This window comes from Veillonella sp. VA142 (assembly GCF_003992135.1).
In the GTDB taxonomy this organism is placed as follows: Bacteria; Bacillota; Negativicutes; order Veillonellales; family Veillonellaceae; genus F0422.
The window spans coordinates 28,979-44,813 of the sequence record NZ_RQVN01000015.1 but is presented as its reverse complement, the minus strand read 5'-3'; the positions used below and the strand labels follow the sequence as shown (position 1 = coordinate 44,813).

Here is a 15,835-nt window from a genome sequence, read left to right as displayed (position 1 = left end):
CTCAAGAAGTTTGGTAGTTTCTGCATGCAAAAGGGACCGTAACGAAAATGTAAAAAAGTACATTTTGTTACAGCCCCTATAACATATATTATGCAAATACATTTACTAAGTCAATCGTTTGATCACGACCAGGACCTACAGATACAATACCTACTTGTACACCAGTTACTTCTGCAATGCGTTCTACATAACGACGTGCTGCTTCTGGCAATTCTTCATACTTGCGGATACCGGAAATATCTGTTTTCCAACCTGGGAATGTTTCGTATACTGGTTCACATTCTGCTAATACATCTAAGCTAGCAGGAAATCCTTGTACAGGCTCACCATTGCGAGTATAACCTACACAAATTTTCACTTCATCCAAACCATCTAAGATATCTAGGCGAGTAATAGCCAAGTAATCTAAGCTGTTCAATGCTGCGCCATAGGATACTACGGACAAGTCCAACCAACCACAACGACGAGAACGACCTGTTACTGTACCAAATTCATGACCTGTTTGACGAAGGTATTCACCAGTTTCATCTAATAATTCAGATGGGAATGGGCCTTCACCAACACGAGTAGAGTAGGCTTTTACTACGCCAAAAATATTTTTTAAGTAGTTAGGACCTACACCAGCACCCACAGAGGCACCACCTGCTACTGGATGGGAACTTGTTACGAATGGATATGTGCCATGATCAAGGTCAAGCATAGTTGCTTGTGCCCCTTCAAATAATACTTTTTTACCGCTTTTGATCGCATCGATAACGGCAAAGTTTGTATCTTTTACAAATGGACGTAACTGTTCTGCATAGCCTAAGTAATCTTTTAAGATTTCTTCAAAGTTAACTGGCTCAAAACCATATACTGCTGTTAACATTTTATTTTTCAATTCTACGTTGAATTTAAGTTTTTTCTCAAATACAACTGGATCCATTAAATCACAAATGCGGATACCAATACGATTTACTTTATCTGCATAGCATGGACCTATACCATTTTTTGTAGTACCGATTTTAGCATCGCCTTTCACAGATTCTTCCGCTTCATCTAAACGATTATGATACGGTAAAATCACGTGAGCACGGTCAGAAATATATAAAGATTTTGCACTTTTACCTTCTTTTTCAAGGTTTGCAATTTCTTCCAACAATACTTTAGGGTCCACAACGACACCAGTACCAATGATATTCATTTTATCATCATAAAGAATACCGCTAGGCAATAAACGCAACGCAAAAGATTTACCGTCTACGACTACCGTATGACCTGCATTATTACCACCTTGGCTACGTACTACCACATCAGCGCGTTCAGATAAGTAATCAACGATTTTACCTTTACCTTCATCGCCCCATTGTGTGCCAATTACCATACTTGTTGCTACATTGGTTCCCATATGAATTGCCTCCATTACATCATAGAACTTTCTATCGTAACGATTGCTTTCTAGTTTGAAAGCTCTCATTCTGAAAGTTCTTCCATTATTAGTATTACCTTCGTAAATAGGCGTCTAACATACACTATTTACACTCTATTATAGCACAGATTGAAAACATTGGGGTAGTTATTCACTACAAATTCCCATATCTTTATGATGAGCTCAACCGCTTTATAAATACTTCTGGAATGGACGATAAAAATCGACTTGGTTGTTGCCAATACCCATTTGCATTCACCTTTGCATAGGTAATGGTCAAATGCTTCTTAGCGCGGGTTAATGCTACATAGAAAATACGTTTTTCTTCTTCTAGTTTACCATCCTTAACCGCATAATAGAAAGGAAGACCTCCATCATGAGCACTCGCAATAAAGACATGTTCAAATTCACTACCTTTAGCTTGATGGACCGTAATAATGGGAATACGACTATCCCCTTTTCGCCGGAACATACCTTCTCCTGAGTGAAGAGCAGACATTTCTAATATCTCTTTCACCCCATCACGGCCTACATAGTGTGGATATTCCTCTTCTAATTCTTTCATAATGAGGTATAGTTCGCGGATACTAGTTAATCTATGTTGCCCAGTAGGATCTTCTTTTACTTTCTTCTTGTAGTATTCCACTACCCCCATATGATTCATAATATAAGTAAGAATTTCTGTAGGCTTGCTCGTAGTCCACTTACCTCTCAAAGCATCCATAGAGGCTGCAATATTGGCAAATGTATCCCTATATTTATTTACAAATGCCATACGCTGAGCTTTTGTTGGAAGTATGTTTTCTTTCATCACATAGACCAATAATTTACCCGTCGCTATAATATCATCCATCGCATTATGGGTAGATTGATGATTAATTGGGAAGTGCCCACTTAAAAACTCTAGTTTGTGATTTGGTAAATTAGGATAAAAACGACGGTAAATATCTAAGGTATCATAGATGGCTTGTACCCTTGGCATAACTACACCATGACGGCTACACTCCTGCTCTAGTATACCCATATCGTACTGTACATTATGTCCTACAATCATGGACCTATCCGCAAACTGTCGGAATGCTTCCAATACAGTTCGTGCATCGTCCCCAACCTCTTGCAAGAAGGCATCGCTAAAACCATGGACTAATTCTGAATCCCCTACAGGCACTCCGGGATTGATAAATCCTTCAAAGGTGTCAATGGTATTGCCTTCTTCATCGATACGAATGGCTGCCATTTGCACAATACGGTCTTCCATGATATTCACACCCGTAGATTCCACATCAAAGACAACGATATCCTTAGCCACTAACCCTTTTTCTAATTGTTCATAGGGCTCTCGTGTAAAGATTTTCGTACTCATAAAATCGGTAATACGTAAACCAGTTTTTCTCACTGCTGTGCTTTCTAATTCCTCCATACGCTTATCACCAACCCCTTTGACAAAGGTGCGAATGATTCGTTTTGTACTCATTAAGTCCCAAGGGTTCACTAAGCACTTAAAAAATGCCAACACATCCTTAACTTCTAAACGTCGGAAAAATTTTAATTCATCTGCCAAAATAAACTTCAATTGCTTCTCTTCTGGTAAAGATATGTTACATCGTTTAAATTGCTCACTTAATCGTACAGCTTGTTTGTTGGTGCGCACTAAAATTCCTACAGGAGGCATCTCTTTGCCTGTTCTCAGATTTTGAATAGCTTGAAATATATACCTAGCCTCATCCTGAGCATCTTCAGCCGCATATATCGAAATAGGCTCACCTTGCTGTGTGGCTATCGCTTTTGGTTCTTTTCGATACAACTCCCGCACCCGTTGAGGGAACATATCTTTCAACATGGAAAAGGCACCCCTAAATAACATCTGATTAGACCGATAGTTTGTATCAAATACGAGTTCTATTGGATTGTAATCTCTACGGTATCGATCAATCAATATCATCGGATTCGACCCACGCCATTCATAAATGGTTTGAAAGTAATCCCCACAGAGCAAAATATGGTTACCCTTCCACATGGTATTCATCACTTCATATTCTAACTCGCTAGTGTCTTGCATTTCATCCACTGCAATATAAGAATAGCGCTGACGCCAACGATTTGCCACTTCTAGTCGCTGAAAGATTTGGTGAACACGAGTAATCAAATCAGCAAAATCTAACCCATTGAGGTTTCGTAAGCGGTACTCGTATTCCATCAACACTTGTAGTCCTTTTTCATCTAAAAATGCAGCTGTCTCTTCTGACATAATACTATACCAAACAGATTTCTCACATTTCATTTCCTCCATTGTACGCCTGTAATCATTGCTTATATCAGAAGAATAATATTGATACTTAGATCGGTGCTCTTTGACCGCGTTGATAACCTCACGAATCGTATTTACATGTATTTTGGGTGCTATAACACCTTGCTCTTCGCTATAGGCTTTCACAAGGGGCGGCAAACATTCACTCAATAATTCCTCTACATCTTCTTCGTCAAAGATAAGAAATTCTTTAAATATATCTTCTTGTAATTTTGCTTCTTCTTGCAAAATGGTATAACAAAAGCTGTGAAATGTAGATACTTTCACAGCCTGCGCTTCTTGTCCTACAATGGAAATCATACGTTCTTTCATTTCACGACACGCCTTGTTCGTAAATGTGAGACACAAGATTTGTTCACCAGTGGCACGTCCCGTTTCCAAGATATGTGCCACCCTATAAGACAATGTATTTGTTTTTCCCGTCCCTGCAGAAGCTAGCAATACAATATTTCTGTCTAATTCCTGTACAACTTGTTGTTGAATATCATTTAGTACCACAGTATTTGATTGCATAGTTGCTCCTTATTTTACCAATGAAAGTACGCTAAGCCTAACACTGGTATAGGTCCTAACACCGCGGTTAGTGCCCACAACATAATATTCATATCCATAGGAATATGGAATACTTCTGTAGCCACTGCATAGGTAATCATACCTAAAAAGACATTTGTCGCCACTCGTTTGATGGTGAACCAAGCTACCTTGATAATCACCCACGCCACAACAATAGCTACTACAGCTTGTAATATGTAATCCATAGTTACCTCATTTCTTGACGATGTAATACAGCACCGCTCAATGTCACCTCATCAGCGTATTCAATATCTCCACCAACTGGGATGCCACGAGCAATACGCGTCACCTTGATCCCCGTTGGTTGTAATAGTCGTGCAATATATAAGGCCGTTGCTTCCCCTTCTACATCAGGGTCTGTGGCGATGATAACCTCTTGTACTGTATTATCTTGAAGGCGCAACATAAGTTCTTTCAATCGAATGTCTTCCACGCCTACTCCGTCAATAGGGGACAAAGCCCCTTCCAACACATGGTATAACCCTTTATAATCACCACTGCGTTCGATAGCGATGACATCACGGGATGTTTCCACCACACAAATCATCGATCTGTCCCGTTTAGAACTAGCACAAAACTCACAAGGATCTTGAGCCGATAAATTAAAACATTGGGAACATCTATGTGTGGCTTCTTTCGCAGCAAGAATGGTTTCTACCAAGCGTTGTACATCTTCTGCATCGGCCTCAATGAGGTGGTATGCTAATCGTCTAGCCGATTTAGCCCCCACCCCTGGCAGGCGACGCAACTCTTCTACTAATCGTTCTAAAGGATTTGTCATATTAGAACATACCTGGCATTCCAGGAAGTTTCAAGTTCCCTGTGACAGCACCTAGTTTTTTCTCTGCAACTTCTTTTGCTTTACGGTTCGCTTCATTCACAGCCGCTAAGATTAAATCTTCCAAGGCTTCCACATCTTCTGGATCCACTGCAGCTGGAGCAATTTTAATAGACAACACTTCTTGTTCTCCGTTCATCGTTACGGATACAGCACCACCACCGATAGATGCTTCCACCACGGTATTTTTAATTTCTTCTTGTGCTTTTTCCATATCCTTTTGCATTTTTTGAACTTTTTTCAACATACCTTGCATATTACCGCCACCAAACATAGTGAACCTCCTTAACTATTAGACAAATCGTCTACTTCTTTAACATAAATATCATACCCACTGGCCTCCATATGTTGCAATGCATCATAGAGTAGTGGTTCTTGTTTTTCTTCATCACTGGCCTCTGCTGAGGACCACTTCGGCAACTTCCGTATCTCGTCTATACTTTCTTCTGAAAGCTTGTCGTTCCCTGTTTCTTTATAGTATGGATTTAATACTTCTTCTGGATTATCGTAGACTGTGAGAAAATCATCAATAATACCCTCTACATTGGTCGGATCACTACCCGCACCTACCTTTGAAGTGGTGTTTGTCCCTACATAAGTGGGTTTCCCACTGTCAGGCCTCGACGTTTCTACAGATACAGTTGGCATCTCCTCATCAGCTGTCACCGGTGTCGTTTCTTGCGCCGCAACAATTGGTTGTCCTATCCCTTCAGCTTCTTTAGTACCTTTCACCACAGGAGTCGTTACCGTTGGTTGTACCTGCGACTGCCCGCTTTGCTGTGAAGTCCCTCCAAAGGATTTTGCTGCCTCTAAGTATACCTGCAGTTTAGGGTCCTTCTTATCGATAGCTTTCACCACAATCGGTCGTCCTATCACTTGTTGGAATGCTTTCTTTCCACATTCTACATGTTGCTGCTGTACCAAAATAGGTCCCGCAATAGGCGTAGGAAACACCAAGATAGCTTGCTCTTGATCTAAGTACACCAAGGTTCCTTGCTGATAGATCGTATTTAGCAATCCATAGTTCTTGCCTCTCAACCATTTTATCACGTTTGCTAAAATCGTGCTATATTCATGAGGACTGACCATCCCCTGTCCTACAGTTAGCTCTTGCGCCGTGTCAAATGTCGCCGTTTTAGGTTTTACCGCTGGAGATGCTTTCTTCGGTAATGGTGGTGGCAAGGAGCTTTTTATAGTAGAAGCCATACCTGCCCCTTTAGCTCTTGTTGTTCCCGTTCCATTCGCTATACCCGGTGGTGGCAGTGCTGTTCTCCTCACAGTCTCTGAAGGTGGCACTGGAGGCGAAAATTCATCGTCCTCAAGGGGTGGTGGTACGTCTTCCATAATACCTTCATATATATCTTGTTCTGGTATCTGTGGCACCTCCTCCACCCTAGATACTGTATGCATCACTGCATTAGAAGTTACACTACTGCCAATACTAGCTACATTATCTGATGAAGCATCCATAGTTGCCACTGGACGTTGTTCCCCCCACTCATTCAGTTTTTGAAGCAAAGCATCTTCTTGACGATTCACAAATTGTTCCATCGTCGTCATGCGTCCCTCTAAGGTTTGATAGGTCCCGCCGCCTAATTGTAATAGTGAAAGCAATCCCATTTCTACAATAACCCTAGGATTATCTACTTGTTTGGCGTTATTTTGCACCGTTTGTAATACATTGATATAGCGTCCGATTTCCTCCATAGATAACTCATTTGTCTGTTCTAATAAGCGTTCTCTATGCGTATCATAAGCCAATAGCTCTTCTGCCTCAGGTAATACTTTCGCCACAATCATAGCTCGCAGATGTTCTACTAAGGCCGTTACAATTTGGCGAGCATCACGCCCCATTTGTAGCGCTTCATCTACAGCTTGCAGTAAAGCCGCTCCATTACCGGATTTCAATATATCTACCATAGTTAGCACCCAGGATTTGCTCACTAAGCCAATCATAGTCTCTACTAAAGGAGCTGTAATCATATCTGAGGTCATACCGGAACATTGATCCAGAATACTCAAGGCATCCCGTAAACCACCATCTGCATGGACTGCAATCACTTGTGCCGCCGCAGGGTCAAGAGAGATATTGCTTTCCTTCGCCACATGCAATAAGTGGGCTGTAATATCTTTTGCTGTGATACGGCGGAATGTATAACGCTGACAACGAGATAAAATAGTAACCGGTAATTTCTCCGATTCTGTTGTGGCAAAAATGAACATCACATGGCTTGGCGGTTCCTCGATAGTTTTCAACAAGGCATTCCACGCTTCATTGGTGAGCATGTGGGCTTCATCAATGATAAATACTTTTTTATGACCTACTACAGGCAAGAAATTCACTTGCTCCCGCAAGGCACGCACTTCATCAATACCTCGATTGGAAGCCGCATCAATTTCGATCACATCCAAGGCTTGTCCTTGTAACATTTGCTGGCACGATTCACACTGACCACAAGGTGTATCTGTAGGACCCTGTTCACAGTTAATAGCACGCGCAAATATTTTTGCCATACTCGTTTTGCCCGTACCTCTAGGACCAGCAAATAAATAGGCATGTGCCACTTTATCTTCACGAATAGCTCGTTGTAATGTATCCGACACATGATGTTGCCCCACAACATCGGTAAACTGTTTCGGTCTCCATCGTCTATATAATGCTAAATAACTCATAGCCCCTCCTTTCCCTTAAGATATGAAAAAAAGCAGCTAAGCTAGCTGCTTTACCATAGCACTCGAATCTGACAGCCCTATAGGTTTCCTCGTGGCACAAGAGAGTTACCGCTTAATGCTGCTCCAATCAAGGCCTGACATGGTTCACAGGCTCTCCTTGCACAAGCCCCATAGAACTGTCATATTCCAATGCTATTACCCTATTATTATACATGTTTTCTCATTCCCATTCAAGACTTTCTAGCCCTTTCTCTCACAAAATATGCTATACTTTAAGTATCCTCTTTGATAGAAAGGAGGTGAGTTTATGTGCGAGGCTCTAACTTCATTATTATCTGGTCACTTTCTGACCCCTATTCTACAAGGATTGATTGTTAATTTCTTAACCTATGCAATTCTGAAGCATTACAAGAATAGAAAGTAGAAAGAAAAAAGGACGGTGGCAGCCGTCCTTTTTTGAGTTTATGAAAGAATGCTCTAACTTCTTATATCTTTCTACTCCAAGTATACACCATTCTATCCTAAAATACAATGGTATTAAATCCCCAAAAACACTTGTACTAGTTGCTGTATTTTCTGCCATGCACTTTGTTTCTGTTCTTGTCGTTGCCCACCTCTTCTACGAGATCTAGACGGTAGTATATTACTCAACTCAGTTCCATCATATTCGGCATGTCCCTTTTCAATAGAAGTCATAATATATCGCCGCGCTTCTTCTACCGATTGTGGCTGTATACCTAACTCTTCAATCGTATTGGCAATGGATAACTCCTTCTCTGCTTTTGCAAAGGTATAGAACGCATCGATAATACTTTCATGGTCACTAAGTGTAGAAATATCTGTACTATGCATAAACTTCACAATAAGATCTTCCTTAGCACGCGTTCCAATACTAGATCGAATCGCTCGGCGAACTTCTTGTTCAATAGCATTCAAGTTATCCGTACTTTTCGTTTTTTCCGCAATTAACTGCAAAATATAATCTAGATTAATTTCATCGGTCCTTAACAAATCAATGTGAAACTCTATATCTGACAAGTCAATAACTTGTGACTCTGCTTCGCTATATTTACGCCCCTCAGAAAAATCTTCCTTGATATCCACATAGATGCTCTTCATATCCTGAACAAGTCTTGGTGGAATCAATGGTTCTAACTCGCAAAACTCATCAAAGTTACGCAAAATATTTTCAGCTTTCAAAAATTCCCCGAACAATTGGGCAAATTCTTTTTTATCTGCATTGGTTTCTATTTCAGTAGGGTCTGGAAATTTAGCTAACAACTCATTGCAAATTGCTTTATATCCTCGATAGGATTCATTTGTATCATCATCAGTAAATCCATTAATATACTCTACAAATTTACGTTCTAGAATAATGTTCACACTATTTTTGTCACCAAACACTTGAATGGCTTCTTCCGTTGCTTTTGTCAAATCCCTAAAACATACGATATTACCAAATTGTTTCTCACTATTAAGAATCCGATTAGTTCGTGAAAAGGCTTGGATGAGACCATGGTATCGTAGGTTTTTATCCACAAATAACGTATTTAGTGTGGGAGCATCAAATCCCGTTAAGAACATCCCCACCACAATCAACAAATCAACATCTTTATCTTTGACTCGTTTTGCTAGATCTTTGTAATAATTTTGAAACTCTTCAATTTTAAAATTACTTCTGAACATAGCATTATAGTCATCCATAGCAGATATTAGAAACTGTTTTGCCGAAGTTGTAAGAGAGGTTGCTTCAAACGACTCATCTTTGATTTCTCCATAGGCAGACTGATTTTCATTGGCTGCAAAGCTATAAATAACGCCTACTTTCAATCGTTTTTCTGCTGGCACATCTTGTTGTAACGTCTTAAATGCTTCATAATACATTTTGGCAGCTTCTACGCTTTGTACAGCAAACATGGCGTTAAATCCACGCATTTGTTTATTCCGTACTGTAAAGTGTACATTACGATGTGTTTTCATAGGAAATACTTTCAAGATATGCTTAGTCACTGCTTGGATTCGTTCAGGGTGCAACAATAGTTTTGATTCTAACTTAGCCAACTCTGCATCATCCGTTTCAGTTTCTGCACTTTTAAAGTTTGCCGATATACTTTGATAGTCCACCTTAAACTTCAGCACCTTTTTATCACGAATGGCATCGGTAATAACATAACTATGTAATTGAGCCCCAAATATGCCTGCCGTCGTTTCTCCTGTCAAAGAGTTCTCATCAAAGATAGGTGTACCTGTAAAGCCAAATTGATAATAACATTTAAACTTACTCCGAATTGCTTTCTGCACTTTACCAAATTGAGAACGGTGACACTCGTCATAGATAAACACACAATGCTTTTGGTAAATATCATGTTTACTATGTTTTTGAATAAACTGATTTAGCTTTTGTATGGTTGTTACCACGATACGACTTGTACTTTCACTAATGTTACGGGCCAGCTCTTTCGTATCTTTACTGCCATTGACACAGTCTTTTTGGAACTTCTGATACTCCACCATCGTTTGATAATCTAGATCTTTTCTGTCTACTACAAAAAATACCTTATCAATATATGGTAATTGAGTTGCCAGCCTAGCTGCCTTATAGGATGTTAATGTTTTTCCTGATCCTGTAGTATGCCAAATAAACCCACCAGCTTCAATAGTTCCTTGTTTTTTATTTTCATAACCAGCTTGAATCTTCCACAAAATGCGTTCAGTAGCTGCGATCTGGTATGGTCTCATAATTAACAATGTATTCGATGCGTCAAATACACAATATTTTGTTAGAATCTCGAGAATTGTTCGCTTATCAAAAAAAGTACGCGTAAAATCTTCCAAATCTGCAATCGGTTTATTTTTAGCATCTGCCCATTCACAAGTAAATTCGTAGTTATTTTTACTCGGTGTTAGTGTATTCGCAAAATATCGAGTCTTCGTCCCATTAGATATAACAAAAATCTGCACATATTGGAACAAAGAGCTTCTTACATTAAAACTTTCATTACTGTACCGATGAATCTGATTAAAGGCTTCCTTAATGGGAACACTACGTTTCTTTAACTCTATATGTACTAATGGTAATCCATTAACAAAAATTGTCACATCATATCGATTGCGTGCGGTTCCTTCTGTGGCTTGAATCTGATTACCGACTTGTACCACATTGTTATTAATATTGGTAGCATCAATAAGTTTTATATTTTGACGATGCCCATCATCAAATTGAAAGTCCCATGACTCTCGCTCCTGAAACTTTCTAGTTTTTTCTATAATCCACTGATTCTCTGGAATAATAAATTCACGAAGTAATCGTTTCCACTCCTCATCTGTGAATGTTACCGCATTTAAGTGCTCTAATTGAACTTTCAGATTTTCTTTTAACTCTTCGTCTGTTTTACAGGTCAACCGGGTATACCCTTGCGCCATTAGGTCATTCACTAATTGTAATTCCATGGCACCTTCTGTTTGGTAACTTTCACTGACCCGTGAAAGCTTTTCATACTTCGCCAGTACAATCCCATGATTGAGTTCCATAATTGGAGCCAAGTTATACGTTTTTCCACCGTCCATTGTTAGTCCCCCTTATCCCTGTGACGCCTTTGGAAACGACAAGAGGCGCTCACGATAATATTCATATTGTTGTTGCCGTAATTTAATTTCTTTTGGTAGCCCCTCTTGCATATCATGGACTAATGTGTTGAAAGTATCGAGAATTGAGACAATCCGTTGTTGCACATGAAGAGGGGGGATTGGAATCTTTATTTTAGCCATATCCGTAGTTGAAATTTCAATTACTTTTACTCCTCTTGCTAATTTATTTTTCTGTTTAATTAAATTCTTATATCCATTAAACACATACGATAAATACTTAGGATTCTCATTATGCCTAAAAATGGCTGCATGTCCACCTATGACACCCACTGTTCGTCCTAGATATGCAACTGATTTCATCACATCATCAATATTTTCTGAAGTTTTAGCAATAGCAATATCTCCATGTTGTATCTTTCTTAATCGTTCCGCATTAGCGTTACTTACTGATACAATCGGTGTATCCACAAAAATATTATACGTTGTATATATATGTCCATAATGTATAGCTGGAACTATTCCTTGCTCTTCAAACATCGTTTTAGGCATGCCAGTCCCATTAATAAACGTCCCTATATCTCCTAGCATTCTCTCTTCTACTCTATCTTCTATATCCACATCCACTAGTTGAGATACGTCTCGTAATACGCGATAATAATCATCAGCTATTATCAACGTGCGTGCGTGCGTGCTATCACATTCACCACTGAATGTCAAGAGTTTTTCTCTATAATATTCATATTGTTGTTGCCGTTGTTCTATTTCTGTTGGTAATAACCCTTTAGCATCTGCTATCATTGCCTGGAACTTATCTAGGATAGTTACAATTTTGTGTTGTAGTGAAAGCGGTGGTAATGGCATTAATAATTTATTGAGCTGCGATTGTGTCAAGCTTGGTCGTGTCGGATTCTCGCTTAATCTACTTAAACCATAATATTCGATAAAATAATAAAAGTATTTAGGTACTAGTTTATCTATATTAATTTCTGTATAGAATACTGTATCTACATTCCAAAAAGGAGTTTCCAAATAGAATACATTATCTATCGACCCTTTTCTTGGTATAAGAACAGTTGGTTTGTCATATGCATACGTATCTACATATATGCCCATTTCACCACCACTCCCATACACAGGAATAGTACCTTCCCCTAAGTTTTTCCAGTCTTTTCCATTTTTTATAGAAACTACCTCATCTAATCGAACTGTACTAACTCTCCTATCCGCTTCCATCTCTTTACATAGTTTTTGTATGTACTCTTCACTAAGAAGCATATCGCGATAATACGTATATTGATCAATACGTTTCTGTAGTTCAGTCTGTAGTTCAGTCTGTAGTTCAGTAACATATTCTGTGAATTTGTCAAGTGTTTTTACTATTTTTTCTTGAACTTCTAATGATGGAATTGGAATCTTAAATTTACCTAAGTCTTTTCCATATACATGAGGTATTCCACTTCCTTGCTTCAATTCATAGATTTTATGTTGATTATCTAATAACCAATGATATACATATTTTTTATTAAGACTCTTATTGGGTTCAACTGAAAATGCATCACTTAAAAATATCGGTTCTTCCCAATAAGTTACAAAGCCCGCATAAGCTCCACTACCTGCAACAGCAATTGTACTTCCTTCCCTATTACTTTGATTATGATAATACGCTGGCTTCTGTCCTCCAGCAATAACAGGGACATTCCCTTCTATTGTCTCTTTTTTCGTAATAGTATTTCCTCTAGTAAATGTACACACTTCCCCTAGCTTCTTCCACTCCACTGGTTCATTCTCCAACAATGTCAATAAATCCATTTATTTCCCTCCTTTCTTCGCTATATTCTCTATGTGCTTAATCTCTTCTAAATAATCTCTTTCAACTCTAGTTAAGGTATGTTCTACATAGGCATTATATTCTACATCCACTTTATGTTCCATTTGTGTCTTAGAAATATGCCCTGCATACTGCAATACTTTCTCACCGGTAGATGCTAAGACCATATCAATATGAGCTACCCAATCTGCCATGGTCATCGCTTCTTCTCGTCTTGCTTTTCTTTCCGCAAAGTCTAAGTAACCAGATACTAATTGATTCAAGTCTAATAATTCTGTTTCCGACAAATAGTTCTTAGCCACTTTCGCCTCTGCCCTTGTAGGTAATTCACCTTTAAATGTTGTGAGTCCTAAAAATTCATGATGTCTATCTACACGGTCATACACCAGTTCAGCTGCTGTATGGTGATGTACTGCATAATGTAATTTATTTTGTACTGTTCGAAAAAATATTTGAGCTTCTTTCAATCGCTCATCATCCATGGCAAAGCCTTTTTCTAAATACTCTTTCAATATAGTAGAGGCATATAGGCGAAATTGAATCCCTCTAGGAGAACGCACACGATATCCTATAGCTAGAATCATATCAAGATTATAAAATGCTACTGGCTTATGTTGCGTTTTCCCTTCTATAGCCCCATGTTTAGTGGCTGTCAACTGATAGTTGACAACCACTTTTTCATCGAGTTCTCCATCAGCAAAAATAGCCTTAATATGTTTGCTAATATTTTGTTTCGTAGTTTGAAATAGTTCTGCAATTTGTAACTGGTTCAACCAGACCGTTCCATCTTGTAGAGTAAGACTAATCTTTGCTTTTCCATCTTCTGTATTATAGATAATCAGATCTTTATTCATAGCTTTCTAGCTCCCTAATTATCTCATCAATAGAGGTACGTAAGGCATCAATCTTCTTCACCGTATCTGCAATGTCTCGATTTAACACGTGAATATCAATTTTTTCTCTTGTATCTTCTTTTTCTACATACGTCGATACAGATAAATTATAGTCATTCTCTACAATCTCATCATGCGCTACATATCGTGAGAAATAGTCTACATCAGTCCTATGTCTAAACTCTTTTATAATATGTTCTATATTCACTTCTTCTAAAATATTGTTATTCGTCTCTTTTTTAAACTCTTTTGAGGCATCAATAAACAGTATCTTATTTTCCCTTTTATTTTTTGCTAATACCAATACACATGTAGCAATACTTGTACCAAAAAACAGATTATCCGGTAATTGAATCACTGCATCAACAAAATTATTATCTACTAAATATTTTCTAATGATTCTTTCCGCGCCTTTGCGATAGAAAATACCTGGAAAACAAACTATTGCCGCTCGACCTTTGGTAGACAAATAACTTAATGCATGCATAATGAAAGCAAAGTCTGCATACGATTTAGGCGCTAGCTTCCCCGCTGGTGCAAACCGTTCATCATTAATTAATGTCGGATTCGCATCCCCCACCCATTTAATAGAGTACGGTGGATTTGACACAATGGCATCAAATGGTTTGTCATAATTGTGCATGGGGTCTAACAAAGTATCTCCGCGCTTAATGTCAAAATTATTAAAATTAACATTATGAAGGAACATATTCATACGTGCCAAATTATAATTGGTCATATTAATTTCTTGGCCATAAAATCCATCCTCTATCACATGGTCATCAAATTGTTTTTTCATCTGCAGCAACAAAGAGCCACTACCACAGGTTGGGTCATAAACTTTATTAATTTTTGTTTTTCCATCCATCACAATTCGTGCCAATAACTTTGAAACCGTTTGGGGAGTAAAAAATTCTCCACCCGATTTTCCTGCATTACTAGCATAGTTAGATATCAAATATTCATAGGCATCACCGAAGGCATCAATGTCATTATCTTCAAAGTTACCAAACTGAATAGCAGCAATCCCTTCTAAAATATTAACGAGTCGTTCATTCCGTTCTTCTACGGTAGCACCTAAGCGATTACTCTTCGTATCTACATCCTCAAACAATCCTTTTATATCATCCTCGGAATTAAATCCTCTCGCACTTCCTTCTATAGCCGAGAAAATATTTGCTAAATCAATATTTAAATTTTCATTACTGCGAGCATGCTTAACTACATTCTGAAAGAGTTGACTAGGCAAAATAAAAAATCCTTTTTCTTCAACCGTATCAGGACGGAAACATTCCTCAGCTTCTTCATCAGAAATATCTGCATAATCAAAATTGGGATCACCATCTATGGCATTTTCTTCTTCTCGATTAAAGTATTCCGTAATATTTTCAGAAATAAAACGATAGAATAAAATTCCTAATACATATTGTTTAAAGTCCCATCCATCTACAGCTCCTCGTACATTATCTGCAATAGCCCAAATTTTTCTATGTAATTCTGATCTTTGTGCACTTTCCATTCTGTTGACCCTCGCTATATCATCATACTGTCATCATAGTTATATTCCCTCTTATTGTACTTCTTTTAATAGAGCTTTGTCACCTATGTAACAGCAATACAACTAAGATATTAAAAGATTCTATATTTTAACAATATATCTCGCTAAATATGATGTAATTCATTTGACAACAAGCTGATTAAGTTTCATTGGAACGACAAAAAGCCA

General features: G+C 38.4%; 10 protein-coding genes and 1 other RNA gene. All 11 read right to left on the bottom strand.

Annotated features, from left to right (window positions below; genetic code table 11):
- Positions 1–88: 88 nt before the first annotated feature.
- Positions 89–1,387 (bottom strand): adenylosuccinate synthase, encoded by a 1,299-nt coding sequence (locus EO117_RS06720; protein ID WP_126939712.1) that lies wholly within the window; start codon positions 1,385–1,387, stop codon positions 89–91.
- A gap of 193 nt (positions 1,388–1,580) precedes the next feature.
- Positions 1,581–4,229 (bottom strand): 3'-5' exonuclease, encoded by a 2,649-nt coding sequence (locus EO117_RS06715; RefSeq protein WP_126939711.1) that lies wholly within the window; start codon positions 4,227–4,229, stop codon positions 1,581–1,583.
- Positions 4,230–4,243: 14 nt separating this feature from the next.
- Entirely contained in the window at positions 4,244–4,474 is a 231-nt protein-coding gene (locus EO117_RS06710; protein WP_126939710.1) for a hypothetical protein, read from the bottom strand.
- A 2-nt stretch (positions 4,475–4,476) separates the two neighbouring features.
- Positions 4,477–5,070, bottom strand: coding sequence for a recombination mediator RecR (gene recR / locus EO117_RS06705; RefSeq protein WP_009353178.1), 594 nt, complete (start codon positions 5,068–5,070; stop codon positions 4,477–4,479).
- Position 5,071: 1 nt separating this feature from the next.
- A complete protein-coding gene (locus EO117_RS06700; RefSeq protein WP_009353175.1) occupies positions 5,072–5,401 on the bottom strand; it encodes a YbaB/EbfC family nucleoid-associated protein in 330 nt (109 codons plus the stop codon).
- Positions 5,402–5,412: 11 nt separating this feature from the next.
- A complete protein-coding gene (gene dnaX / locus EO117_RS06695; protein ID WP_126939709.1) occupies positions 5,413–7,800 on the bottom strand; it encodes a DNA polymerase III subunit gamma/tau in 2,388 nt (795 codons plus the stop codon).
- Between the two features lie 55 nt (positions 7,801–7,855).
- Positions 7,856–7,996: signal recognition particle sRNA large type (gene ffs, locus EO117_RS06690), an RNA gene on the bottom strand.
- 341 nt (positions 7,997–8,337) lie between these two features.
- Positions 8,338–11,367, bottom strand: a complete 3,030-nt coding sequence (locus EO117_RS06685) for a type I restriction endonuclease subunit R (RefSeq protein WP_126939708.1) — start codon at positions 11,365–11,367, stop codon at positions 8,338–8,340.
- A gap of 12 nt (positions 11,368–11,379) precedes the next feature.
- The gene (locus EO117_RS06680) at positions 11,380–13,197 is read right to left on the bottom strand and encodes a restriction endonuclease subunit S (protein WP_126939707.1); all 1,818 of its coding nucleotides are present in this window, start codon (positions 13,195–13,197) and stop codon (positions 11,380–11,382) included.
- Positions 13,198–14,070, bottom strand: coding sequence for a RhuM family protein (gene rhuM, locus EO117_RS06675; protein ID WP_126939706.1), 873 nt, complete (start codon positions 14,068–14,070; stop codon positions 13,198–13,200).
- On the bottom strand, positions 14,063–15,628 hold the full coding sequence (locus EO117_RS06670; RefSeq protein WP_126939705.1) for a type I restriction-modification system subunit M: 1,566 nt from the start codon (positions 15,626–15,628) through the stop codon (positions 14,063–14,065). The genes rhuM and EO117_RS06670 overlap by 8 nt, the downstream gene beginning before the upstream one ends.
- Between the last annotated feature and the right edge of the window lie 207 nt (positions 15,629–15,835).